Below are 25,840 nucleotides of genomic sequence, written 5' to 3' on the forward strand. Positions count from 1 at the left end.
GCGGCTTTTTTGCATAACAGCCGCTCTTACATCCCCCTGTGCCTTCCTTTTAAAACCGATGAAGGAGGCTTTCTGTCATGAGTTTTTCAGCACAACTTCGCCGAGAGGCAGACCCCATTTTTGAAGCGATTTTTCAGCACCCGTTTGTTCAGGGACTGGCTGCAGGCCGCCTGGAAAAGGAACAGCTGATCCATTATGTGAAACAAGATGTCGAGTATTTGAATTCCTTTATCCAAATCTATGGAATCGCCATTTCCAAGTGTGATAACCGCCAAGATATGGAGATGTTTCATCAGCAGATTTCCTTTGTTTTAAACAGCGAAGTACACCCGCATCATAATCTGTGCCGGGCTGCGGGCGCAGACTATGAATCTCTGCAGGGCTATCCATTGGCCCCGTCCGCCCATCATTATATCCGCCACATGCTGACGGCGGCGCACGAAGGGACGCTTGGAGAGATTTTAGCTGTCTTGCTGCCTTGTCCATGGACATATTGGGAAATCGGCAAAAAGCTCCTTGAAGAAGTACAGCCTGATTCGTCACATCCGTTCTATGACTGGATCCATTTTTACGGGGGCAGAACCGTCTCCATCACCACGAAGTTCTGCGCCCGTTTGGATGAATGGGCGAAAGAAGCGGGCGCAGCAGAGAAGAAGAAAATGAAAGAGCTCTTTTTGCAAAGCTGCCAGCTGGAATACGGTTTTTGGGAAATGGCCTATACAGTGGAAGACTGGCCGGTTGAAATGGAGGCGGTGACTCGATGAATTGGAATATAAAAGAAGTCGTGATGATGGTGATTTTGTCCGTTGCGTGCGGTGTCATTTATTTGGGCTGGTCAACGCTGTGGCTGCCGATCTCGGCCATTGTCGGACCTGTCGGCGCCAACTTTATGTTCGGCATTTGGGTGATTGCAAGCCCGATTGTTGCCTATATCATCCGCAAGCCCGGGGCGGCGCTGATTGCCGAAACGGCAGCGGCCTCGGTTGAGCTGTTGACAGGCAGCCATTTCGGCTTGTCCGCATTGCTGATCGGCGTTTTTCAAGGGGCCGGTGCGGAAATCGCGTTTGCGATATTTCGCTATAAGCGCTACAACCTGTTTACCCTGATGCTGTCCGGTGCACTTGCAGCTGTCGGCAGCATGACCTACAGCCTGATCGCGAACGGATTTGCCTACTATACGACAGAAACCCTGATTCTGACTTTTGTCATTCAAGTCATAAGCGGTATGATTCTGGGCGGCTGGCTGGCCAAAGCCGTTGTCGGCGCCCTCGCGAAAACCGGCGTCCTTGACCAGTATGACATCATGAAGGAACACCGGAAAAAGGATGAATCAAATGACTTCATTTCTAGGCTGCAATAATCTTTCCGTGCGCTTTTACAACCGGTCTGACACGATTTTGGACCGTGTGACCTTATCGATTCACAGGGGTGAGAAGGTGTTGATCCTCGGTCCGAGCGGAAGCGGGAAATCGACGCTGATTTCCGCTCTTTCCGGCATCATCCCTCAACATATTGAAGCCGAAATCACAGGCGAGATCGACCGCAGAAGAAGCGCAGGGGTTATGTTTCAAGACCCTGATACACAATTTTGTATGCTTCGTGTTGATGAAGAGATCGCGTTCAGCCTTGAAAATCGCTCCGTTCCCCCGGAGCAGATGAATGAGATCATCGACAATGTCATGGAGCAAGTCGGACTGAATATTGACAGAAAGACGCCGATCGAAGCCCTGTCAGGCGGAATGAAGCAGCGTCTCGCATTAGCGTGTCTTTTGGCACTGGAGCCGGAAGTGCTGTTTTTTGATGAACCGACGGCACAGCTTGATCCGGCGAGCAGGAAGGAAATATTTGCTTTACTGAAAGACCTTTCCGCAAAAAACGGCCAGACGATGGTGTTTGTCGAACATGTCTTGGATGGCTGCATCGAATGGATGGACCGCGTCGTCCTGTTGGACAATAACGGGCGGATTATAGCCGACGGGAAGCCGGAAGACATTCTCGTCCGCTATCGACAGCAAATGAAAGCTGCTGGGATTTGGCAGCCAAAGCTGTATCCGGCGGCATGGCATGAAGTCGTCGAAGACGAACAGCACCCGCTTGCCGTCAAGCTTTCCGCCAGGCTGAAAAGGAAGGAGCTTGCTGAAAAAAGCGACCCGAAGAAGAGCGATGCTTTGATCAGGATCGAAGATGCGGCGATCGGCTACCTGAAAAAAACGGTGGCCGACGGTATCAACCTCCGGATTCCAAAAGGAGGATGGGTATCGGTTATCGGTGCAAACGGCAGCGGAAAAAGCACCTTTTTAAAAAGTTTGATCAGGCTGGAAGCAGTCAAGAAAGGCCGGATTTATCTGGAGGATTGCGAGCTGAAAAAATGGCCTGACCGTCTATTGTACGAAAAAACCGGCTTTGTCTTTCAAAACCCGGAGCTCCAATTTATTCAGGATACGGTATTTGAGGAAATCGCTTTTGGCGCAAGACAGAGAGGTTGGTCAGAAGAACTTGTTCAGCGGAAGACGGCAGAATTGCTGGAGGAATTCGGACTCGTCTCACATGCGCAGGCCCATCCCTTTACACTGAGTCTGGGGCAGAAACGGCGCTTGAGCGTGGCGACGATGCTTTTGTTCGATCAGGATCTGCTGCTGCTTGATGAACCGACATTCGGCCAGGACGAAAAAACGGCGGGGGAACTGATCAGACGGTTAAAAGAGCGGCAGGAACGGGGAACGACGATCGTCATGGTAACTCATGACATGGATATCGTTGATGAGCATTCGGATCAAGTCATCGTCTTCCATCAAGGAAAAGCCGCTTTTCAAGGAACCCCGTCCCGGTTATTCTCCGATCAACGGTTGGTGCGGACATTTTCATTGCTGCCGCCGCTTCACTACCAGCTGCTGCACGCCAGAAAGGAGCAGGTGCCGGTATGAAAAGCAATCAATCGCTTCTGTCAACACTGAACCCCAGTGCAAAGCTCTTTTCCAATCTGCTTGTGATGTGCATCTTAATGGCTGTAACAAATCCGAAAGCAACATTTTTGATTTGGCTGCTCGCGTTATTGATCGGCATCTTTCTCGGCGGCTGGACATTGGCTTATTTGCTGAAACGTTTTTTTCCTTATCTCATGTTTTTCATTCTCGTCTTTTGGATGATGGCCGCTTTCGGAAAAGGCGAAGAAACGCTGTGGCAATGGGCCTGGTTTCATGTGACCAAGGAAAGCGCCAGCCATGGCCTGACGATTGCACTAAGGATGCTCGGGTTTGTTACATACGGCCTGCTGTTTACGTCGACAACCGATTTAACGCGGTTTATCATGAGCTTGATCCATCAATGCAGAATGCCGCCAAAATGGGCGTACGGTCTGTTGGCTGGTTTCCGGTTCATTCCGTTGTTTCAATCAGAGCTGGCGCAGATGAAAGCGGCCCATAAAATCAGGGGCTATAAGCAAAAAAACAGCTGGAAAGCTTTTATCCGCTATGCGCTGCCGCTGTTCTCGCAAGGTATCCGCAAATCTGAAAGAATCGCGGTGGCCATGGAAGCGCGCGGTTTTACGGGTACGAAAAACAGGACATATTATCAAACGACACGGCTTTACGCAAAAGATGCTGTTTATTTGGCAGGGCTGCTCTTGGCCGTGGCGGTCATTTTACGGATAACATAATGGGATAAAATAACATTTTCATGATGTCAGAGCCGAAAACGGCTCTTTTTTTATTAGAAATCAGAAACTTTCAGGGGACGATTGACTGAAAATCATTGACCCAATTTAAAAAGGTTGTACAATCAATGTGTAAAGATAAGAAAAAAGCAACATAAAAAATCCCCTTAGTTTATATGAGATGGGAGTGGCGCGATGTGAAAATTGCCAAAGTGATCAATAATAATGTGATCAGCGTTTGGAATGAACAAGGTCAGGAATTAGTGGTCATGGGCAGGGGAATCGCTTTTCAAAAAAAGCCCGGCGAGCCGGTCGATGAAACGAGGATCGAAAAGATTTTCAGGCTTGACAATAAAGATGTATCAGAACGGTTTAAGACGCTGTTGGACGAAATTCCGATCGAATTTATGGAAATATCGGAAGAGATCATCAGCTATGCGAAAATGAAGCTCGGCAAAAAACTGAATGACAGCATCTATGTATCGCTGACAGACCATATTCATTTTGCGGTCGAAAGGCAGCAAAAGGGTCTTGAGATTAAAAACGCCTTGCTCTGGGAGACAAAGCGGCTTTATAAAGACGAGTTTGCCATTGGCAGAGAGGCCTTGCAGATCATTGAAGATAAGACGGGGATCGCTCTTCCTGAAGACGAAGCCGCTTTTATCGCGCTCCATATTGTGAACGCCGAGCTGAATGAAGAAATGCCGAACATTGTCAACATCACAAAAGTGATGCAGGAAATATTAAGCATCGTCAAATATCATTTTCATATCGATTTTGATGAAGAATCGCTCCATTATTACCGATTCATCACCCATTTAAAGTTTTTTGCGCAGCGGCTGTTCAGCGGCACCTATATGAAAAGCAAAGACGACTTTTTGTTTGATACTGTGAAAAATAAATACCGTGATGCTTATGTATGCACCGAAAAAATCAGGCAGTACATTCAAAAGGAATACGGTCATGAACTAACAAGCGAAGAACTGTTGTATTTAACGATTCACATCGAGAGAGTCGTTCATCAAGGATAGAGGGATTATACGAAAAATGAAAGCGTTGACAACCTGTTGCAGGTATGCTAATTTGGACTTAAATCAAAAAATATCAATCTATTATTTAGGATTGTTACTGGTCATGCAGGCAAAACCTAAATTACTGTGATGCGGGACGTGTGCGCCTGTTTATCATGAGTAATTTAGGTTTTTTTATGTTTATCATACTTCAGCATAAGGATTGTTACTGTTCGGCAGGCAAAACCTAAGCAAAGCCTTTTTTGACGGGCTTTGTTTAGGTTTTTTATTTTTTAAAGATGCGGGAGGGATGGTCACGGATGGATGTGCAAACTTTAGCCAAGAATATTTTAAGACTTGTAGGGGGAGAAAAAAATGTCGCTTCTTTAGTTCATTGTGCAACAAGGCTGCGTTTTACATTAAAGGATCGCTCAAGGGCGGATCAAAAAGCGCTTGAAGAGACCGACGGAGTTGTGACGGTGGTGGAGAGCGGGGGCCAGTTTCAGGTCGTCATCGGCAACCATGTTCCCGAGGTCTACAAAGAGATCGGCCGGATATCGAATATCTTGGCAGAGCCGGCGGCTGATTCCGGTGAAAAAGGGAATCTTGCTGGAAGATTAGTAGATATCGTATCCAGCATCTTCACGCCCCTGCTTGGCGTCATGGCGGGAGCCGGGATTTTAAAAGGGCTGCTTTTGATTTGCACAAACGCCGGCTGGCTGACGGCCGAGGAGACGACTTACACGATTCTGTACGCGGCAGCCGACAGTTTATTTTACTTTCTGCCTCTTCTATTGGCCGTCACGGCAGCCAGAAAATTCGGCGCGAACATTTTTGTGGCGCTGACGATTGCGGGAGCTTTAATTTATCCATCCATCCTTGAATTGAAAAACAGCGGGGCAGATCCGGTGTTTTTCGGAATTCCCGTCGTTTTGATGAATTACACTTCGACGGTGATCCCGATCATTCTTGCCGTCTATGTGATGAGCTGGCTTGAAAAGTACTGCATGCATGTCATTCATGAAAGCGTTAAAAATTTTATCACCCCTTTAATCTGTCTGGTGGTGATGGTGCCGCTGACCTTAATCATTTTCGGACCGCTTGGCGTATATGCGGGAAATGGTATCGCAGCTGCGATTTTATCCGTTTTTGATGTCAGTCCGGTTCTGGCCGGGGCGATCATTGCGGCGCTGTGGCAAATCCTTGTCATCTTCGGGATTCACTGGGGCATCGTTCCGGTGATTCTCAATAACATTGCCGTCCATGGAAAGGATTATATCAAGCCTGCGACGGCCGCCGCCGTGTTTGCCCAAACAGGGGCGGCATTCGGGGTCATGCTCAAGACGAAAAACAAGAAGCTGAAGGCTTTGGCAGGATCAACCGCCATAACGGGGATGTTCGGCATCACTGAGCCGGCTGTCTACGGTGTCACTCTGAGGCTGAAAAAGCCGTTTGTATGCGGTGTCATCAGCGCCGCTGTCGGCGGAGCGATCATCGGCTATTCCCACAGCATTGCCATCGCTTCGGGTGCGCCGGGGTTGCTGACGATTCCGATTTTTTACGGACCGGGGTTTCTCGGCTTTATCACCGGGATATCAGTCTCTTTTGTTTTATCGATTGCACTCACATATATTGTCGGCTTTGATGATCCTGCAGAAGAGAAAAAGCAGCGGCATTCCGGTGAACAGATTTTCAGCCCTTTGCAGGGAGATGTGCTGCCGCTGGCGGAAGTATCCGACAACGTTTTTTCATCGGGAGCGATCGGGGAAGGCATTGCTGTGCTGCCGGCAAAGGGGATCGCTGCTGCCCCGGCGGACGGGGTTGTGACAACCGTTTTTCCGTCAGGGCATGCATACGGCATCACAACCGAACATCAAGCCGAAATCCTCATTCATATCGGTATCGATACTGTCAAACTGGAAGGGAAGCATTTTGATCCAAAAGTCGTTCAAGGGCAAAAAGTGAAACGGGGTGATATTCTCGCGGAATTCGATTTGGAAGCGCTAAAACAGGAGGGCTTTGATGTCACAACACCGGTTGTGGTGACAAATCCGCACCAATACAGTGATATTGAGAAAACCGGCCAAAACCGGGTCGAAACAGGAAAATGGATCATCACATTAAGGTAATCAGGGGAGGAACATAAGATGAAATACAGCAAATTAGCCAAATTTCCAGATCAATTTTTATGGGGAGCTTCAACATCGGCCTATCAGGTGGAAGGCGCTTGGAATGAAGACGGAAAAGGACCTTCTGTCATTGATACGCGCGACAGCTATCCTGAAGGCACGACCGATTTTAAAGTGGGCAGTGACCACTATCACCGCTATCAAGAAGATATCGCACTGTTTGCGGAAATGGGATTTAAAGCTTACCGTTTCTCAATCGCCTGGACGCGGATCATTCCCGACGGCGATGGAAGCGTCAATCCAAAAGGGATCGAGTTTTACAGCCGTTTGATCGACGAACTGCTGAAATATCAGATTGAACCGATTGTGACGATGTATCACTTTGACCTGCCGAACGCTTTGCAGGAAAAGGGGGGCTGGTCGAACAGAGCGACGATCGACGCCTTTGAAAAGTATGCGAACATCCTTTTTGAAAACTACGGAGACCGGGTCAAATACTGGCTGACCATCAATGAACAAAACATGATGATTCTCCACGGATCTGCCTTGGGGACCCTTGACCCGAATTTGGAAAACCCGAAAAAAGAGTTGTACCAGCAAAACCATCACATGCTTGTCGCACAGGCGAAAGCGATTCGCCTTTGCCATGATATGCTGCCGGAAGCAAAAATCGGGCCCGCACCAAATATCGCGCTCATCTATCCGGCTTCATCCAAACCCGAGGATGTCGTAGCGGCCTTTAACTATAACGCGATCAGAAACTGGCTTTACTTGGATATGGCCGTATACGGACGGTACAATACAACGGCATGGGCGTATATGAAAGAAAAAGGCTGCACACCTGCCATTGCTGAAGGGGATATGGACATTTTGAAGTCTGCCAAACCGGACTTCATCGCATTCAACTATTATACGTCGCAAACGGCCGAAGCAAGCAAAGATGACGGCAGCGATACATCCGCACGAGGCGGCGATCAGCATTTACAAACAGGGGAGGAAGGCGTGTACAGAGGAAGCGGCAATCCTTATTTGCAGAAAAATGATTTCGGCTGGGAAATCGATCCTGTCGGCTTCCGTTCGACACTCCGTGAGATTTATGACCGCTACCAGCTGCCGCTTATCATTACGGAAAACGGCCTCGGGGCCTTTGATGAGCTTGAGGACGGAGATGTCGTCAATGATGATTACCGCATCGAGTATTTAAAACAGCATATCAAGCAAATTCAGCTGGCGATTACAGATGGCGTCGATGTGTTCGGCTACTCGCCATGGTCAGCGATCGATTTGATTTCGACCCACCAAGGCTGTTCAAAACGCTACGGATTTATTTATGTGAATCGCGATGAATTTGACTTGAAAGACTTGCGCCGCATTCGCAAAAAAAGCTTTTACTGGTATAAAGACTTGATTGCTTCAAACGGCGAAACACTAGATTAAACAAAGAAAGAGGATGTTCAGATGATCTCTGAATATCCTCTTTTTTAAATAAATGACAGAAAATTTTAAAAATATAAATGTATATATTTTTAAACCGTGTTACATTCGAAACGGAACGAACAACAATGAGGAAAGGAAGAAAGAACCTATGACATTCAAAATCGAAACACTTCCAAACTATCGCATTGCTTATATGCGAAGAGTTGGTCCCTACGGTCCTGCCAATATTGATGTCATGGAGGCGTTAAAAAAATGGGCTAAGAAAAAAGGTCTTCTTGAGTCTGCCATTCTGTTTGCGATTCCACAGGATAACCCGGAAACAACACCTCCTGATCAGTGTAGATTTGATGCTTGTATCGTGATACCGCATGATTATCAAGTCGATGATTCAGTACTTGAAGGGGACATTTCTGGCGGAAAATACCTGATGTACGATGTTAAACATACAGCAGAGGATATTCAAAAAGCATATTCTGATATTTTTTCATCTCTGCAAAACAATGAATTTCAACTGGACAATAGACCAATGATGGAAAAATACATGGGTGATATGGTGAGCAACCCGTATTGCGAAATATGTGTACCTTTAAAATCGGTTTAATTCGTTTTCTTGTGTAGGTGTCACAGGGAGGAGAGGACAAGAAGTTATCAGCAGATCGCTTCTTGTCCAAACTTTGAATGTATTAAAATGACAATTCCCTTTAACGAGCGTTGCGTTTAACTCGCTGGCAGACAGGGTAAATCATAAAATAGCAATCCAGATCAACTACATAGGAAATAAGAATGGGGAGGGATGACAAGTGAATCACAATGATGGCCGCCGTAAAGTCAATGAACACAGCAAGGATCAACAACTTGAACAGTACCGGTCTGACAACCGGGGCAAAAAAATGACGACGAACCAAGGATTGCGCGTGTCTGAAGACGAACACTCCTTAAAAGCAGGCGTGCGCGGTCCGACGCTGATGGAGGATTTTCATTTCCGCGAAAAAATGACCCATTTTGACCATGAACGGATACCGGAACGCGTCGTCCATGCCCGGGGATTCGGCGCGCATGGCTACTTCCAGGTTTACGAACCGATGACAGAGTATACGAAAGCGAAGTTTCTTCAAGATCCGTCGGTGAAAACACCGGTGTTTGTCAGGTTTTCGACTGTAGCCGGTTCGAGGGGATCGGGTGATACGGTCCGGGATGTCAGAGGGTTTGCCACAAAGTTTTACACAGAGGAAGGGAACTATGATCTCGTCGGGAACAACATGCCTGTTTTCTTTATTCAGGATGCCATCAAGTTCCCCGATTTGGTGCACGCGTTTAAACCTGAGCCTCATCACGAGATGCCGCAAGCTTCTACGGCTCACGATACGTTCTGGGACTTTGTTGCCAATAACGAAGAAACAGCCCACATGATCATGTGGATTATGTCAGACAGGGCGATTCCGCGCAGCTACCGGATGATGGAAGGCTTCGGCGTGCATACGTTCAGGTTTGTTAATGAAGAAGGCAAGGCGCGTTTTGTTAAATTTCACTGGAAGCCCGTCCTCGGTGTCCATTCGCTCGTCTGGGACGAAGCGCAGACAATCGCCGGGAAAGACCCCGATTATCACCGCCGCGATCTCTGGGAAGCGATCGAAAGAGGCGATGAAGTGGAGTATGAGCTCGGGGTGCAAATGATTGAGGAAGAAGATGAGTTCAAATTTGATTTCGATATCCTCGACCCGACAAAGCTCTGGCCGGAAGAGGCGGTTCCTGTCAAAATTATCGGCAAAATGACGCTGAATCGAAACCAGGACAACGTGTTTGCGGAGACGGAACAGGCGGCCTTCCATCCGGGCAATGTCGTTCCGGGAATCGACTTTACGAACGATCCGCTACTCCAGGGACGTCTCTTTTCATATACGGATACACAGCTGATCCGGTTAGGCGGTCCGAACTTTCATGAAATTCCGATCAACCGGCCGGTCTGCCCGTTCCATAACAACCAGTATGACGGCTACCACCGGATGACGATCAATCAGGGGCCTGTCGCCTATCATCAAAACTCGCTGCAAAACAACGATCCGGCTCCCGCGTCAGCGGAAGAAGGCGGATATGTCCATTATCAGGAAAAAGTCGAGGGCAAAAAAATCCGCCAGCGCAGCGACAGCTTTCAAGACTTTTACTCACAGGCGAAGCTGTTTTGGAACAGCATGTCCCCGGTCGAAAAAGAACATATCATTGCCGCGTTTCACTTTGAAGTCGGGAAGGTGAAAAGCAAAGACGTCCGCCGCCAGGTCGTTGAAATGTTCAACCGTGTCGACGGTGATTTGGCCAAGCAAATCGCCGCCGGAGTAGGTGTTGAGCCGCCGGAAAAAGACGAAGGTTCTGACGTCACGCTCAAGTCGCCGGCCTTAAGCCAGGAAAATACGGTGAAAACACCGCTGACAAGAACGGTCGCCATTATAGCCGAAGCCGGTTTCGATGAGTCCGAAGTCAGCCGGGCGGTAAAAGCCTTCAGAAAAGCGGGTGTCATCCCGGACATCATCAGCACCGCTTTAGGAGCGGTCAAAGGGGCCGGCGGCCGAGAATTAGAAGCGGTTCACTCATTGCGGACGGTTGATTCGGTTCTGTATGACGCCGTCTATATTCCAAGCGGACAAGAAAGCGTTGAGCGGTTGAAAAAGGAAAAAGCCGCTTTGGATTTTATTCGTGAAGCCTTCGGACATTATAAAACGATCGGAGCTTCAGGTGAGGCAGTCGATCTGCTATTGTCAGCCGCCGGAACAGATGCCGCTCAAGAGCCGGGCATTATCACGGCGTGCGGCGGCAAAACAATCGATGCATTCACGAAAGAGCTGCTTGAAGCAATCGCCCTGGACCGCCATTGGGATCGGACCGTTAAATAGCACCCTGTCTCAAGGGTGCTAATTTAATTGACCACTATAATTTCTTTGATAATACAATCCATGATGAAAATACTGTAATCACCTGTAAAGAAACCAAAATCCGAACAACATCAACTCCCGCTAATGTAATATAGCCGAGCTGCATTCCGAAAATGAGCACAAGCAAGTAAACGGATAAAGCGATCATGGAATACTGCATTCCTTTTTGTCTGATGTGCTGTGACCTTTCATCTTTTTGTTTGAATTGCGGATAGAGGTAGCCTGCTGCAAAACTTAAAAAAGCCAGACCGCCCCACATGAAAAGTTCGATTAAAGATAAAGAATCACCGGCTATGCCGAAGATCATTTTCACAAGAAATATAAAGACAAACAGTCCGCCAATGATATAGTATGCTTTTCGCAATGCCATAAAATCTCCTCCTTGCCAATCTATTCATCATCTAAAAAGAAGATGTTTTCCACCTGTGTATGAAATGTACGGGCAATTTGAAGCGCCAGGGGAAGAGACGGATTATACTTCCCTTTTTCGATTGAGATAATTGTCTGCCGGCTGACGCCAAGAATTTCGGCCAATTTATCCTGTGAATACTTCTTCTGTTTTCGAAATTCAGCTAATTTGTTTTTCAAGGATTCAAATCTCCTTCGCTGTTATTCATATCCATTATAAAGTAAAGTAAGCTTTACGTAAAGCTTACTTTACAAAATAAATAAAAAAAGAGCTTGCCATTAATATGGCAAGCCGATTTACCAGACAAACAGTCCGACAATCCCCGCGCTCAGCAGTGAAACAGCCATACCGCTGACAAGGAGCTTCCAGACGTTTTTGCCGATGATCGCTGACTTTTCTCCATTGAATAAGGAGTTGTACGTTCCATAGATCATGCCGATCGTGCTGAAGTTTGCAAACGATGTTAAAAACGTCGTTGCAACGGCGGCAGTGTGGGGCGAAATCGTTTTTAACTGTGTTTTCAAATCCATCATCGCGACGAACTCATTTGTGGCGAGTTTCATACCCATCAGCTGTGCGACATACATCGTATCATGCGCGGGCAGTCCGAGCAGAAAGGCAAACGGACTGAAGATGTAAGAAAAGATTTTTTGGATGGTCAGCCCGTCCATGATCAGCCCCAGAAGGCCGTTTAAGCATGACGTTAGGGCAACATAGCCGATCACCATGGCCAGAATGACAATCACCATGTTCATTCCGACCAGCATGCTGTTGGAAATCGTTGAGAAAAAATCTTTCTTTTCTTCTTTGGGCGGTACATAAATGATGTCTTCGTCTTTTTTGACATCCACCGGATTTAAGATGCTTGCTAAAATGAGCGCGTTCAAGCAGTTTAACGGGATCGCTGTAAAGACATAGGTTGCGGGAACCATAGTTAAATAGGAGCCGAGGATCGAGCCGCTGATGCTGCTCATGCTCATGATGCCGAATGTCAGCAGGCGGTTGTCCTTTAAAACGGCCAGCTGCTGGCGAATGACAGCGAGCGCTTCTGTATTGCCCAAAAACATCATTTGAATGGAGAAGAAGCTTTCTAATTTGGGCAGACGCGACACTTTTGAAATCACCCAGCCGATCTTATCGATCAACCACGTTAAAATCCCAAAATAAGCAAGAATGTCAAAAAATGTGACGACAAAGATGATCGGCAATAGAGCGCTGAAGAAAAAGTCTACGGTCTCATTGCTCATAACGGAAGGAAATGCAAAGGCGATTCCATCGCTTGCACAGGCGATCAGCCAAGAAAAGAAAGCAGCGATCTGGTTGATGACCCATCCGCCTACTTTCGTGCCAAGCATGAACCATGTCACCAAAAGCTCAACGACAAAAAGCGAAAGAATCGGCCGCCATTTGATTGATTTCTTTTGCGGGGAACAGAGAAAAACGACGGCCATGACAATGAACAGGCCTAAAATATTAATGAGAAAATACATGATTTCAACTCCCGAATGTTTTTTGAAAATAAAAAAGCTCTTATTTTTCATGGGTTCCGATAAAGAAAGCATGAAAAATAAGAGCAAATGAAAAATAGATATATTGTTTGCGCAATACACTTTTTACATGATCAAATCTATTCAAACTTCCTTGTAGTCTGGCGATTTACGGTTGCCAGGTAGAAACAATCAGACCCTATTACTGATTATATACAAGAAGTGAGCTTCTATTATTTTGACTGTATTTTATCTCGAGATTGTTTAAAATTCAAGCTAAAAATATATTTTCACAATAATTTTTCATATGAAATCATGTCTAGGGAAGGGGCAGGGCGCTTGTTTCTTAGTCTTTGAAAGCCGGCTTTCAAGCGGGAAAAATGATAGAAGTGACGCTCCAGAACAAAAGACGAAAAGTGGAAGTTGAATCTGTAAGGTGGCGAAAATGGAGATTACTTCTTCAACTTGATCAAAGGTAAATCTTAAGTTGATTGCGCTTTATATCTTTTTCGAAATCCAAAGCAGCCTATATGGTGGTTTTTTGTCCCCGTAAGGTTGATGAATCTCTCCAGTGACAAACAACATACTAATGACACCGACAAACCCTTTGCAAAGAGCAAACATTAAATCAAAAGTCTCTGGGTATAATTTCACGGTACTTTAGTTTGTTGAATGAAATGAAACTTTTTTGCTATGATTTTCCTATGTTTTTACAACTTGTATATACGTCCAATTTCAGAGAAAAAGAGGGATAATGAATTATGCTGTTAAAAAAGAACTATCTTCCTGTCGGCAGTGTTGTCGGCTTACATAATGATTCAAGACGTCTGCTTGTCATTGGACGGCAAATGTTTTCTGAGACGAACCATGTCATCAGAGATTATGCAGCTGTCGACTATCCAAACTACGGACACGAGTGACTATTTAGATTTTAATGAAGAGAACAGAAACAATGATAATGGAAAAGATTACAGCAATGCTTACACAGATATGGACAGTGAGGCGATGACTGAAGACATTAATCATTTAAAATCCGCCAATCCTGAAGTCTATGAAAAGCTTCAGAAAATGGATATTACCGCTGCGGCAGGAGCAGGCCCTTACACTAAATATAGTGATGATATCGTTTCGGTAGAGAGTCAGAATGGAGAAATACTGGATGATCTCATTGATAATAAGCCTCAGTTTGAAATAGAGGAGTCTGGCCCTTAAACATCTTTATGAAGCTGAAGATTCTGATTTTGTGGATTTGATACAAGATGTTAACAAAAAAGAAGCGGAATAGGAGCAGTTCAATGATGAAATATAGACTTTTAAGTTTAAGTGTATTAATAGTGCTTTTAGTTGTGATCACCGGATGCGGAAAAGATGATTATCAAGAAGTCGTCTATAAAAAAGGCTTACCAAAAGAAAACAGCCCTGCATTTAAAGAATTTATGAGACATGAACTTGATTTAGTGAGTGATGCGACATTGAATTATCAAAATCATACTTATACGATTATGCGCAGTGATGTAGATGGACTACGCTATTATCAATATACGAGTAAAGAGCTTGAGGACTTTTACAATCCTTTATTTTCTGAAAAATATCCCGGAGCAAAACTGTATGATTTACAAACAACTAACTTTCTAACGAAAGAAAAGCTTATTCGCAATAAAATAGAACATCATCTGCCGGAAATGACTTTAGATAAAAAGAATGTTCTCAAGGTGAAAACAAAATTCGGAGAAAAAAAGTATGAGTTACCATCAGCCAGAGGCAAGAAAGTAATTCTGGCTCTTGAAGCTGTTAGCGAAGACAACATGCAGATAAAAGTGGTGGTAAATGGAAAAAAGGGAGACGGACAAACATATTATTTGTTTTTAAAACAAGATCTTTCAAAACATCAGCTAGTGAAAGAAGAAGCATTACATACAACAGTTGAGTCTGGAAAGTTAAATGATTACCTTTCAGTATTTCAAAAAGTAACAGAGGATGGATCATATCTTAAGTTATTCGACAACTATATTTTCGAAAAAAAGACGAACAAAGTCAGAAAAATCAAAGACACTGATATTCTAAGCGAAGATGGTAAGTATGTCTATATTAACGGAGCAAAAGAAGAAGAAAACTTTGTAATTTCCGATGGTGTTCAACAGATACAAACAGTGGACAACTATTTAAAAGGAAATGAAAAATATGAAGCTCAATTTAAGATTGACTTCAAACAAATTGCAAAAGAGATGGATTTTAACGCGGGCGATGCAAGGATAGCCAATATTCATTATTTTAATAAAGATTATGTAGTTTTGTATATTTCCTATCATGGGAAGACAATTGGCACAGCAGGCTCTGTTAATGTACTGATTGACTTACAAAAAAACAAAAAACAGCCAACTGCTTACTTAGTTGATTTAGGAATTGAATCATAGAGGGACTGAAGAGTTTTTATTCATTTGACACAGGTCACAAAGCTGGGATAATCATATAGAATTTTTTGGAAGTTAAATAAATAGGAACATAAAGGATAGAAATATTTCAATGAAAAAAAGATGGTTTATATACTTAGGTATTTTCACAATATGTTTGTTGGCGATCACCAACTGTGGAAAAGACGATGATGCATTCACATATCAAAAAGGATATCCAAAAGAAGACAGTCCGGCATTTAAAGAGTATATACGAATTGAAAGTGGATTAGCGGGCGATGCGACGTTAAGGCATGAAAATCATAAGTATACGATTATGCGCGGTGATAAGGGTGGTCTTCGTTATTATCAATATACAGATAAAGAGCTTCAGGATTCATATGCGTCAATTTTTTCACCTGATCAAATGTTTTACTCTCACCACATAAACAATAGCAAGTTTTTGGATGCCAAAGGCCCCCTTAGCTATATAATAGAACGTCAGCTGCCTGAATTGCGGTTGGATCATAAAAATATGCTGCAAGTGAAAACGGAATTAGGTGAAAAGAAGATAAAACTGCCCATAAAGGCAACAGCTGATTCTGAAGATATTTATCTCTATCTTTATGCTATTGATAAAAAAAACATGCTGATCGGAGTAGAGGATTATACAGGCGATGGAGATACGAAGACATATTATATATTTTTAAAACAAAATCTTTTAAAATACCAGATTGTCAATAAAGATGAATTGCCCGCAACAATCGAGTCAGGAAAACTAAATGATTACCTGTCTGTTTTTCCAAAGGTGACGGAGGATGGATCCTATCTGCACTTATTTGACAAATACATTTTTGAAAAAAAGACAAACCTAGTCAGAAAAATCAGTGACGATGATTATTTAAGCGAAGACGGCAAATATGTATATCTCAACGGGGCTGAAGACAAGGATATCATATCTGAAGGTGTCCAGCGCATTCAAACTGTGGAAAATTATCTAAAAAGAAATCATAAGGATGAAGTGCAATTTAATTTGGATTTTGAAAAGGCTTTTGACGGAGCAGGTTTGAAAGTGAAAAAAGTCAATTCAGCTGAAATTAAATATTTTAATAAAAATTTTGTGGCTATCCAATTTTCATATGATTTCATCTGGTATGGCTCGGGATATATTGATATGCTGATTGATTTGCAGGACAAAAAACACCCGACTGCTTACTTGATAGATTATTAGGATGATTGGGTAGTCGACTAGATTTACAGTAGATATTCATCACGGAGAAAAAAACTGCACCTCCACCGTTAGACACTATCTAACTATAGGGGTGCAGTTCATTTTTCACCCTTGCCCCACCTTCTCCGATGCATATCCATTCGGATTCGCAGAATGCCAGTTCCAGGCGTCGCGGATGATGGCGATCAGGCTGTTGTGTTTCGGGATCCAGCCTAATTCCTTTCTGGCGCGGGAAGAGGAAGCGATCAAGGCATCCGGGGTGTCTGTACTGTCACCGGGTGTGACGGGAATGAGGCCGATGCCTGTGACATATTGGGCGGCCTGGATGACTTGTTCGGCTGAATAGCCTTCGCCATAGCCGAGATTGAATGTCCGGCTCCCCTTGCCTTGCCGTAAATGGTTGATGGCGAGAACGTGGGCTTCGGCGAGATCCTGTACGTGGACATAATCGCGAATTCCTGCTGTGCATGCGGTCCTGTCATGTTTCGTTCCGATAGCAGCACGCAAAACATTTGAAATCAGATGCGCATCATCCGTACGGTCTTCGCCGATCGCTGCGGATGGGTGGGCCCCGCCGACATTGAAGGAGCGGAGAATCACATAGTTGAGACCGCAGGCTTTTTCCGCTTCCATCAGCATATTCTCCATCAGCCATTTGACTTTTCCGTGGGGATGGACAGGCTGCGGTTTTGATTCCTCTGTAATCGGCACATCTTTTGTGCTGCCGTAGACGGCCGCGCTTGAGGCGAAGACGATCTGCTTAACGGCGAATTCTTTCATGACGTCAAGCAGTGTTTCCAATCCTGAGATGTTTTCATTGAAAGAAGAAAACACGCGATTTGACTCGGTTGAAATAGGAGAAGCTGCGAAATGCATCACCGTTTCGATGTCCTCGTTTTCGAATACCTGCCTGAGAAAATGCCGGTCCCGGATGTCTCCTTTGTAAAAAACGGCTTCAGGGTGAACGGCTTCAGCATGTCCGGTTGCCAGGGAGTCGACAACGACGGCTTTTTCATTTTTCTCAATTAATGTGTAAACGGCATGGGAACCGATATAACCGGCTCCCCCGACAACGAGTATACTCATCGAAATCTCTCCTTTTTGGTTCATTTTGGCTACATGATATGACGCTGCGGTGCGACAGCCCGCCTTTGTTCTTCAAATCCGTATTTTTCATCTACAATGTAGAGCGGCCGGTCCTTCACTTCATCATAAATGCGGCCGATATATTCGCCGATGGCTCCGAGGATGATCAGGATGAAGCCGCTGAACAGACATTGCAGAATAATCATCGATGACCAGCCGGTAATGGTGCTTGTCGTAAACAGCTTCAGGCAGACGACGATGAAAGCGTATATAAAGCCGATCGCTGACAGCGCGATTCCTGAGTAGCTTGCCAGCTTCAAAGGCTGAAAGGAAAATGAAGTGATGCCGTCGAGCGACAGCTTCAGCATTTTTTTGAGCGGATACTTCGTTTCCCCTGCAAGCCGTTCGTGGCGCTCGTAATAGACGGCCGTCTGCTTGAAGCCGAGCCAGCTGACAAGCCCGCGGACAAACGGGTTTTTCTCTTTCAGCTTGTTCATTTCATTGACGACTTTGCGGTCCATGAGCCGGAAATCTCCAGTATCGACCGGAATGTCGACATCTGTGAGACGTCTTAGCATGCGGTAAAACATGGAGGCCGTCTGCTTTTTGAAAAATGTCTCTCCCTCGCGCTTCGTTCGGACGGCGTAGACCACGTCAAAGCCTTGGCGCCATTTTTCAGCCATTTCCAAAATCAGTTCAGGAGGATCCTGAAGATCGGCGTCGATGACGACGATCGCCTTGCCGGCAGCATAGTCCGTGCCGGCGGTGATCGCAATCTGGTGGCCGAAGTTTCTTGAGAAATTGATGCATTTGACAGCCGGATCGGCCTGAGCCAGCGACTTCAGCATATGGATGCTGTTATCGCTGGAGCCGTCATTTACAAAAATCAGCTCATATGGTTCTCCGGTTGAATCCATGACGCTTTTCAGTCTTTCATAGGTGCTGTCGAGGACTTCCGCCTCGTTAAAGACGGGAACAACAATTGAAAATGTGACGGGTTCGTTCATATTGATCACCTTTCCTTTCATCAATCCAGCTCCACTTTATAGAGCGTCTGATTTCCACCAGGTCCGCCCGACTGAGAACTGTTATCTGAAGAAGAGCTGCTGTATTCGCTTTTGGAAACCTTCGTGCCGTTTTCTTTAATCCAGTTGGTGAGTTCCGAATGATCTCGGCCTCTGCCATCGCCAATCATGAAGTATTTGACTTCACCGTTTTTGACAAGCTTTTCGAGTTTTTCAACGGTCAAAATCGGGTCGCTTCCTGAGAATCCGCCCATCGCCATCACAGCTTTGCCTGTTTTGATGATGTAAGATTGAGCTGAAGTTGCGCTGGAGACTGCAAATAAATATTTTTCTCCAGTGTTGTTCTTTTCCAGGTAGCTCAACAGTTCTTCATCGACTGATTCGCCGCTTCCAGGTCCGCCGCTGCCCCGTCTGCCTTGCTGAAACTGGCCGGAGCTGTCAGGGCTCATGCCTGCTGGAGCTTCATTGGCGTTTTGGCTGTTTTGCTTGGAGTCGGAATCTGTTGACCCGTTATTATCGTTGTTTTCATTATTGTCTGTTTGGCCATTTTGGCTGCCGAATCCAGGAGGTCCGCCGCTGTTGTTCATCTTGCCGCCTCCCCCGCCGCCAAATGATTGTGCGGATGTAGGTCCGGCTTGCGGGATCATCCCGTTCACCCCGTCAGCGAGGGTCGCGGCAGTCCAGTAGAAAGGACCGATCAGCATGCCGAGAAGCGCTGCAACTGAAACGTAGTAGCTGAACGACTTTCCTTTTTTGACAAAGATGAGCAGACAGCTTGTGACGACTCCGAAAGCGCCGATCGCGATGCTCCAGCCGATTCCGATCTCGCTGAGATAAGGGCTGAAGATATACAATTCAAACGCGGTTGTCAGCAGAACACCGCTCGGAAGAAGCCATTTTTTCCAGCCGTTTTCATCCTGATAGAGGCGGACTAATGCCGTCCATCCCGCACCTGACAAGGCGGCAATCGGTGCTGCCAGCATGATCAGATAGTAGTGGTGGAAGAATCCGGCGACACTGAAGAATCCAGCGACCGGCAACAGCCACATTGTCCAGAAAATCGTTTCATTCGTTGTCTCATTGAATTTTCGTTGACCGCGAATGCCTGTAATTAGTAAACCGATGATGCCGAAGAAGACGAACGGAATCAGCCAGCTTGCCTGTCCGGAAAGCTCAGATTGGAACAATCTCAGTGGCCCGGGTGTTCCTGTGCCGAAAGAACCTGCACCGTTTCCGCCGCCTCCGGGACCGCCGCCGTTTTGGACATCGCCCATTTGGCCGCCAGGTCCGCCTGAAGGCATCTCGCTTCCGCTTGGCGGAGTCATTTGTTCAGTTTCTGAGTCCGAACTGTTATCGGAACTATCGTTTTGTTGCTGTGGTGTTTCCTGCTGCTGGTTCTTTTGCTCTTGATCAGAAGCAGCTCCTCCGCCTGAACCGTTTTGTCCGGTAAGACGCTGGATTCCGTTGTAGCCAAAAGCGAGCTCCAGTACCGAGTTGGTTTGGCTGCTTCCGATATAAGGCCGCGAACTTTCCGGCTGGCTGTCGACGATGACCGCCCAGGAAACGGAAACACCTGCCAGAACGATAACTGCTGTGATAAGGGAAACGATTTTTTTGCGAATCGTCGTCTTTGCTGCCATCAGGTAAAATAGCATGAATGCAGGCAATACCATATAAGCTTGCAGCATTTTGACGTTAAAGCCGACGCCGACCATACAGAAGGCTCCGAGCAGCCATCCGATTTTTCCTTTGCGGACGGCTTTAAACAACATCCATGTTGCGATCATCAAACAAAGGACGAGAATGCTGTCAACGTTGTTTGTATGGCTGACGGCAACGGCAATCGGTGTACATGCCATCACGAGAGCCGCTATTCTTGCCGCCGTTTTTCCGAAGGTCGGTTTTACAATAAAGTACAAGAGTGATACAGAGATCACTTCAGCAATCGCTTCGGGCAGAACGACGCTCCAGCCGTGCACGCCGAATACGAGAGCGAACAGTGTTTGAATCCATAATGCGACAGGCGGTTTATCAACCGTTACAAAGCCTGCCGGGTCAAAAGATGCGTAAAAGAAATTATGAAAGCTTTGGGTCATACTCTCAACGGCCGCCGTATAGTAGGCGTTGTCTGTGTCGTTATTCCAGATGCCGTAAAGGTTTAAACATGCAGATAATGCGAGAATCAATACAAGAAAGATATCAATTTTCCTTTTCTTTTCCATTATTCGGTCACCTCACTTACATGCATTATAGAAGCCAAATATGATCAAACTATGAACAAATCAAGAAGGATTTTTAAATTGTAAAAACGCGGGCAAAAAAAAAGAGACATACCGATTACGGTATGTCTCAAACGCGTGTTTTTATTTCCACACATCTTCTGCAATGTCAATTACATGGCGCAGTTTTTCCCACTGCTGTTCTTCCGTTAAAAGGTTTCCCTCTTCCGTTGAAGCGAAGCCGCACTGCGGACTCAGGCAGAGCTGGCTCAGATCAACATAGCGGGAAGCTTCTTCAATACGGCGCTTGACGGCTGCAGGGTCTTCAAGCTCTCCAAACTTAGAAGTAATTAAGCCGAGGACGATCTGTAAATCTTTCCGTTTGACGTAACGAAGCGGTTCAAACCTGCCGGAGCGTTCATCGTCAAATTCCAGGAAGAGTCCGTCAAGGTTCAGTCCGTCGAAAATCGTTTCCGCGGCCGCGTCGTAGCCGCCTGAGGCCACATATGTCGAACGGAAGTTTCCGCGGCAAATATGCATGGTGACGGTCAAATCATCAGGGCGTCCGTCAAGCGCTTCATTGATCGTTTTGGCGAAGGATTCACGCAGTTCATCAGGCTGGCGTCCGAACGCTTTGATTTGTTCGTGTCCCTTTTCAGAGAAAAATACGGACCAAGCTGTGTCGTCAAGCTGCAGATAGCGGCAGCCTGCATCATAAAACGCGTCGATCGCTTTTTTGTAAGCTTGGGCCACATCATGATGGAACTCATCCAGATCCGCGTACGGGCTTTCATCAAGCTTTCCTCTGAAAAACAGCATATTCGGGCTCGGAATTGTCATTTTCGCCGTATGGTCTCCGGCAATACGATGAAGAAAACGATAATCGTCAAGCATTGGATGATTCGTAAAATCGACTTTGCCGGTCACTTTTATGCCGCGCGGTTTTGTTACTACATTGTGAAATTGAATTCCCTTGTCCGCTGTATAACCCTCTACACCGTCAAGGCCCTCCAGAAAGTCGAAGTGCCACCATGAGCGGCGGAATTCGCCGTCTGTCACGGCTTGAAGCCCAATCTCTTTTTGTTTTTCAACGATGCGCTTGATCTCTTCGTTCTCGACTTCGCGCAATTGTTCAGCGGTGATTTCACCGGACGCTTTTTGAAGGCGCGCTCTTTTCACAGGTTCTGACCGCAAAAGGCTGCCCACTTGATCAGCCCGGTACGGCCCCTTTTTTTGATTTGGCGTTTGTGACAGTTCAGCTGCTGGATTTGTCATGATTGATCCCTCTTTCTGTTTTGGTAACATAAAAAAGCTCTTCCTGATAAGGAAGAGCTTGATAGACAATCTCCTCCTTATCTTCAAGAACGCGAATACGCTCTTAAGGATTTAGCACCATTCTGTCATAGACAGCGGTTGCCGGGTTTCACAGGGCCAGTCCCTCCACCACTCTTGATAAGGAAAACCTTTTTTATGCGATTTTTATAATAATTTTAATATTAATACTTTTTATGAAAATGTCAATGGTATTTGGCAAAAATCTCTCTGTTTAGGTATTTTTCCATACCGTTTGATATTTTTCATTTTCCTCTGCAGCCATTCGTTCCATTCGAGGTTTGCTTGATGTCTTCGGATTGGACAGCATCGTATAAATGTCTATGGCCTTGAATGATATTAAATCGACTCAAGGTGTGATTTTTTCTGAAAAGCAGTTGTGAGAACGTTCAACAAGGTGATGCATCAAAGGCTTCATATTGAAGTGTGTTATCTTTCAATTCCAGGTTTGCAAAATACGTATGAATCAAATGGTCCATTTTAAACATCTTTGATTTATAGATTGTGGGAAAAACACCGGATCAATGGGTTTTCGACAAACTGCCTTCAGGCGGTATTTCTTCAGATATTTATCATATCCCGGAAACAGAAAAAGATGATCACAATCGATATTTGAAAGCGTTTTCTAAATTGTGTTCAACTACCATATTTCCGGTCGCTTTAAAAATATAATAGAACTAAGGTCTCGGGATAGAAGGGGGGATTAGATGAAAAATAAATTAAAAGACGTTGTTCAGCATTTAGTGATGAATCGTTCTTCTACGGTCGATTGGATCGAAAAAGAGATCAGCCAAAATAAAAGTGCAATTTGCAGCCATATTAGACAGCTGAATGACTACATTGGCAAGCAGAAGCTGGATTTGATTCAAATTACCCGAGAAGACGGCCGCATTTTGATCTCTGACAAAACGCGGGAATACCTTTATATCATGCTGAAAAAGGCAACATTTGTTGAACTGGACTACATTCCGCCGGAACTGAGAACGGGCCTGATCGTCATTAAACTCTCCACAAATCCGGCCCGTGATTCTTTAAAAGAGCTGGCTGACTTTGCAGCGGTCAGCAAAAATACGATGCTCCATGATATGAAGGCCGTCAAGGAATCTTTGCGAAACGAATCGCTGGATTTGCAATATTCGAGAAAAGACGGTTATCAGTTGATCGGCTCTGAGTATCGCATTCGCAAAAAGCTGGTCATTGAGACGAAAAAACTGCTGACTCGCGATGCCGGCGCCGCCTTATTGGAGCGGAAAGGGCTGATCGATCAAAATGAGCTGTTCCTTTTAAAAGAACGCTTAATGAAAGCGGAAAAAGAATTGAAGATTTCGCTGACTGACGAACAAATTGAAGATTTACCGATCGTCCTCTACTTGCTGATCAGGCGGATCAAGGAATGCAGGCGGGAGTGGACGCTTGAATTTGAAGAGGCGGACCTCATCCATACAAAGGAATATCAGTGTCTTAAAAATATATTTTGGGGTATGACCGAGCTGAGTGAAAACGATAAATTGTATTTGTCTCTTCAGGTGCTGTCATCCAACAAGCTTGAATCTGCACTTGATCTTTCAAGCGGCGGGGATCTGGTGAATTGCGTCCATGAATTCCTCGATGTGCTTGAAGGACAGCTGGCGACAGATTTAATGAAGAAAGAAGAGCTTAAACATAGGCTGCTTCTCCATTTGCGGCCTGCGGTTTACAGAATAAAGATGGGGCTGAACATCGACAATCCATTAAAGGATCAATTTATCGGCGAATTTCCATCCGTCTATTCCATCGTCAGCAATTCCGTTTTTCCGATCGAAAAGGTTATCGGGCTGCCGCTCTCGCAGGAAGAGGTCGCTTATCTTGCGATGATTGTACAGGCCTGGATTCATCAGACAGAAGGAGAAGCGGATTTTGTCTTTAAAGCTTTGGTTGTATGCCGGAACGGAATTTCTGTATCAAAGCTTCTCCTTGAAACATTAAAAGGAATGTTTCCCCATTTTCAGTTCATTGGCGCATATGCGGAGCGGAATTTTAAAGAACACGAACAAAAGGTGGATTTTATTTTTTCAACCGTCCCTTTAAATACTGTGAAAAAAACGTTTTTAGTCGATCCGATTTTAAATGAGAAAGATCGCTTCTTATTAAAAAAAGAGATTCAAAAATATATAGAACAAGATAGTGAAAAAAAGGCGCGCGAATTATTATTTCATTTGAAAGATTATATCGATCAAAAGGATTATCCGGCTGTGCAAGAGAAACTCATGTCTTTCTTTAATCAATCATCTTCTTCTGCATGTGCAAACGACGATCGCATTAAAGGTGAAAAGCTGTTCCCATTTTCAGAAGACCATATCGGTTTTACTGAAAGGGACATGAGTTGGGAAGAAGCGCTTGAACAAGCGATTAAGCCCATGAAGTTAAGGGGGTCCATCAATGAAAATTATAAGCGGCGGCTGACGGAACTGTTTGCGGAGGAAAGCCGCAGAATGATGATTGGCCCGTTCATCTATCTCCCGCACGCGAAGCCGGACGATGGGGTGGTGCATGAGGATTTCAGCATTTTGATATGCAGGCACCGTGTGGTCATGCCTGACGGAAATGCTGCAAAAGCGATTGTCGTGCTGGCTCCCGAAGATGAACATCATCATGTACCTACTCTTCTGCATTTGAACGATTTGTTTTTGAATGACTCAGCGAAGATATGGAAGGCACAGACAAAAAGAGATGTCCTCGATCGTATCTGCCTGTCTTCTGAGGGAAGGGGGTGGAGAAGGTGAATGAAGCTGATTTATTCAAGGAAGAACTCATTTTTACCGATATCCATGCACAAACGCCGTCTGAACTGCTAACAGAAATCGGTTGTGCATTAGAGCAATTGGGATATGTCGAAAAGTCGTTTACAGGCGCGATCATAGAGAGGGAACGGCAATATCCGACAGGGCTGGCGCTTCCGGAATTTAGCATCGGTCTTCCCCATACCGATGCCAGGCACGTGAAGCAGGCCTTTATCGCGGTTGTGAAAAATGACCAAAAATTGCCGTTCATCCATATGGGGACAGAAGATCAGGAAGTGGATATCGATTGTTTTTTTGTACTGGGGGTGAAAGATCCCTGCAAACAGGTCAAAGTGCTGCAACTTCTGATCGAAAAGTTGAATGACAGCCGCTTTGTCAGACGTTTGAAGACGATGGATGAGAAAAAACAATTGTTCACCTTTCTAAAACAAACTGTGCAGGAGTGATGAAAATGAAAAAAGTGATCGTAGCGTGCGGGTCGGGAGTGGCGACAAGCCAGACTGTTGCTTCAAAAGTAAAAAGGATATTGGAGGAAAACGGCATCCGTGCAAGCGTGGACGCGGTCGATATTAAATCATTGGAGCAGTACATCGGCTCAAGCGATGTTTATATCGCCATTACAAAAACCAAAAAAGAATATGCCATTCCGACATTAAATGGTATCGCTTTTTTAACGGGGATGGGGCTTCAGGAAGAAACGGATAGGCTGATTCAATTATTAACATAAGC

General features: G+C 45.4%; 23 protein-coding genes and 2 riboswitches. Of the genes, 16 read left to right on the plus strand and 7 right to left on the minus strand.

From position 1 onward, the window contains the following. The first annotated feature begins 77 nt into the window (after positions 1 to 77). The 9 genes from tenA to M654_RS01445 all read left to right on the plus strand — a co-directional run bounded on the left by tenA (position 78) and on the right by M654_RS01445 (position 11,113). Positions 78 to 764, plus strand: a complete 687-nt coding sequence (tenA, locus tag M654_RS01405) for a thiaminase II (RefSeq protein WP_026589332.1) — start codon at positions 78 to 80, stop codon at positions 762 to 764. After that, a complete protein-coding gene (locus M654_RS01410) occupies positions 761 to 1,360 on the plus strand; it encodes an ECF transporter S component (RefSeq protein WP_026589331.1) in 600 nt (199 codons plus the stop codon). The genes tenA and M654_RS01410 overlap by 4 nt, the downstream gene beginning before the upstream one ends. Beyond that, a complete protein-coding gene (locus M654_RS01415) occupies positions 1,335 to 2,924 on the plus strand; it encodes an ABC transporter ATP-binding protein (protein WP_026589330.1) in 1,590 nt (529 codons plus the stop codon). The genes M654_RS01410 and M654_RS01415 overlap by 26 nt, the downstream gene beginning before the upstream one ends. Further along, positions 2,921 to 3,655 carry an energy-coupling factor transporter transmembrane component T family protein gene (locus M654_RS01420; protein ID WP_026589329.1) on the plus strand — a complete coding sequence of 245 codons (735 nt, stop codon included), beginning with the start codon at positions 2,921 to 2,923 and terminating at the stop codon, positions 3,653 to 3,655. Before M654_RS01415 ends, M654_RS01420 begins: the two co-directional genes overlap by 4 nt. Positions 3,656 to 3,849: 194 nt before the next feature. Further along, complete coding sequence (gene licT, locus M654_RS01425) at positions 3,850 to 4,683, plus strand: BglG family transcription antiterminator LicT (protein ID WP_026589328.1); 834 nt, start codon at positions 3,850 to 3,852, stop codon at positions 4,681 to 4,683. 299 nt (positions 4,684 to 4,982) lie between these two features. Then, positions 4,983 to 6,791 carry a beta-glucoside-specific PTS transporter subunit IIABC gene (locus M654_RS01430; RefSeq protein ID WP_026589327.1) on the plus strand — a complete coding sequence of 603 codons (1,809 nt, stop codon included), beginning with the start codon at positions 4,983 to 4,985 and terminating at the stop codon, positions 6,789 to 6,791. Positions 6,792 to 6,809: 18 nt separating this feature from the next. Then, the gene (locus M654_RS01435) at positions 6,810 to 8,228 is read left to right on the plus strand and encodes a glycoside hydrolase family 1 protein (RefSeq protein ID WP_026589326.1); all 1,419 of its coding nucleotides are present in this window, start codon (positions 6,810 to 6,812) and stop codon (positions 8,226 to 8,228) included. A gap of 148 nt (positions 8,229 to 8,376) precedes the next feature. After that, positions 8,377 to 8,829: an AraC family transcriptional regulator gene (locus M654_RS01440; RefSeq protein WP_026589325.1), complete on the plus strand. Its 453-nt coding sequence runs from the start codon at positions 8,377 to 8,379 to the stop codon at positions 8,827 to 8,829. 199 nt (positions 8,830 to 9,028) lie between these two features. Then, positions 9,029 to 11,113, plus strand: a complete 2,085-nt coding sequence (locus M654_RS01445; protein WP_026589324.1) for a catalase — start codon at positions 9,029 to 9,031, stop codon at positions 11,111 to 11,113. A 34-nt stretch (positions 11,114 to 11,147) separates the two neighbouring features. Here M654_RS01445 and M654_RS01450 read toward each other — a convergent pair whose 3' ends face one another. The 3 genes from M654_RS01450 to M654_RS01460 form a co-directional block, all read right to left on the minus strand. Continuing rightward, on the minus strand, positions 11,148 to 11,522 hold the full coding sequence (locus tag M654_RS01450) for a hypothetical protein (RefSeq protein WP_026589323.1): 375 nt from the start codon (positions 11,520 to 11,522) through the stop codon (positions 11,148 to 11,150). A gap of 20 nt (positions 11,523 to 11,542) precedes the next feature. After that, a complete protein-coding gene (locus M654_RS01455) occupies positions 11,543 to 11,740 on the minus strand; it encodes a helix-turn-helix transcriptional regulator (RefSeq protein ID WP_026589322.1) in 198 nt (65 codons plus the stop codon). Between the two features lie 117 nt (positions 11,741 to 11,857). Next, positions 11,858 to 13,051 (minus strand): NupC/NupG family nucleoside CNT transporter, encoded by a 1,194-nt coding sequence (locus tag M654_RS01460; RefSeq protein ID WP_026589321.1) that lies wholly within the window; start codon positions 13,049 to 13,051, stop codon positions 11,858 to 11,860. A 134-nt stretch (positions 13,052 to 13,185) separates the two neighbouring features. Beyond that, a riboswitch (purine riboswitch) is annotated at positions 13,186 to 13,287 on the minus strand. Positions 13,288 to 13,809: 522 nt separating this feature from the next. Here M654_RS01460 and M654_RS01465 point away from each other — a divergent pair. The 4 genes from M654_RS01465 to M654_RS01480 all read left to right on the plus strand — a co-directional run bounded on the left by M654_RS01465 (position 13,810) and on the right by M654_RS01480 (position 16,669). After that, positions 13,810 to 13,968 carry a DUF4176 domain-containing protein gene (locus tag M654_RS01465; RefSeq protein ID WP_236251186.1) on the plus strand — a complete coding sequence of 53 codons (159 nt, stop codon included), beginning with the start codon at positions 13,810 to 13,812 and terminating at the stop codon, positions 13,966 to 13,968. Then, a complete protein-coding gene (locus tag M654_RS01470) occupies positions 13,916 to 14,260 on the plus strand; it encodes a hypothetical protein (protein ID WP_236251187.1) in 345 nt (114 codons plus the stop codon). The genes M654_RS01465 and M654_RS01470 overlap by 53 nt, the downstream gene beginning before the upstream one ends. A gap of 83 nt (positions 14,261 to 14,343) precedes the next feature. Beyond that, positions 14,344 to 15,462, plus strand: coding sequence for a hypothetical protein (locus tag M654_RS01475; RefSeq protein WP_026589320.1), 1,119 nt, complete (start codon positions 14,344 to 14,346; stop codon positions 15,460 to 15,462). 109 nt (positions 15,463 to 15,571) lie between these two features. Continuing rightward, a complete protein-coding gene (locus M654_RS01480; RefSeq protein WP_026589319.1) occupies positions 15,572 to 16,669 on the plus strand; it encodes a hypothetical protein in 1,098 nt (365 codons plus the stop codon). 105 nt (positions 16,670 to 16,774) lie between these two features. Here M654_RS01480 and galE read toward each other — a convergent pair whose 3' ends face one another. The 4 genes from galE to M654_RS01500 form a co-directional block, all read right to left on the minus strand. Continuing rightward, a complete protein-coding gene (gene galE, locus M654_RS01485; protein ID WP_026589318.1) occupies positions 16,775 to 17,755 on the minus strand; it encodes a UDP-glucose 4-epimerase GalE in 981 nt (326 codons plus the stop codon). 29 nt (positions 17,756 to 17,784) lie between these two features. Next, positions 17,785 to 18,783 (minus strand): glycosyltransferase family 2 protein, encoded by a 999-nt coding sequence (locus tag M654_RS01490; RefSeq protein WP_077735956.1) that lies wholly within the window; start codon positions 18,781 to 18,783, stop codon positions 17,785 to 17,787. Further along, positions 18,783 to 21,002 (minus strand): glycosyltransferase family 39 protein, encoded by a 2,220-nt coding sequence (locus M654_RS01495; RefSeq protein WP_026589316.1) that lies wholly within the window; start codon positions 21,000 to 21,002, stop codon positions 18,783 to 18,785. Before M654_RS01495 ends, M654_RS01490 begins: the two co-directional genes overlap by 1 nt. Positions 21,003 to 21,143: 141 nt before the next feature. Further along, positions 21,144 to 22,304, minus strand: coding sequence for a 5-methyltetrahydropteroyltriglutamate--homocysteine S-methyltransferase (locus M654_RS01500; protein ID WP_442858856.1), 1,161 nt, complete (start codon positions 22,302 to 22,304; stop codon positions 21,144 to 21,146). 44 nt (positions 22,305 to 22,348) lie between these two features. Next, positions 22,349 to 22,458, minus strand: a riboswitch (SAM riboswitch). Between the two features lie 580 nt (positions 22,459 to 23,038). Between M654_RS01500 and M654_RS01505 the strand changes: the two genes are divergently transcribed. Genes M654_RS01505 through M654_RS01515 form a run of 3 tightly spaced genes read left to right on the plus strand, consistent with a single transcriptional unit; the run spans position 23,039 to position 25,838 of the window. Continuing rightward, positions 23,039 to 25,093: a BglG family transcription antiterminator gene (locus M654_RS01505; RefSeq protein WP_051290444.1), complete on the plus strand. Its 2,055-nt coding sequence runs from the start codon at positions 23,039 to 23,041 to the stop codon at positions 25,091 to 25,093. After that, positions 25,090 to 25,557: a PTS sugar transporter subunit IIA gene (locus tag M654_RS01510; RefSeq protein ID WP_051290443.1), complete on the plus strand. Its 468-nt coding sequence runs from the start codon at positions 25,090 to 25,092 to the stop codon at positions 25,555 to 25,557. The genes M654_RS01505 and M654_RS01510 overlap by 4 nt, the downstream gene beginning before the upstream one ends. A gap of 5 nt (positions 25,558 to 25,562) precedes the next feature. Continuing rightward, positions 25,563 to 25,838 (plus strand): PTS sugar transporter subunit IIB, encoded by a 276-nt coding sequence (locus M654_RS01515; RefSeq protein ID WP_026589314.1) that lies wholly within the window; start codon positions 25,563 to 25,565, stop codon positions 25,836 to 25,838. Positions 25,839 to 25,840 lie beyond the last annotated feature (2 nt).

This window comes from Bacillus sp. NSP9.1, from assembly GCF_000465465.2.
Taxonomy (GTDB): Bacteria; Bacillota; Bacilli; order Bacillales; family Bacillaceae; genus Bacillus; species Bacillus sonorensis_A.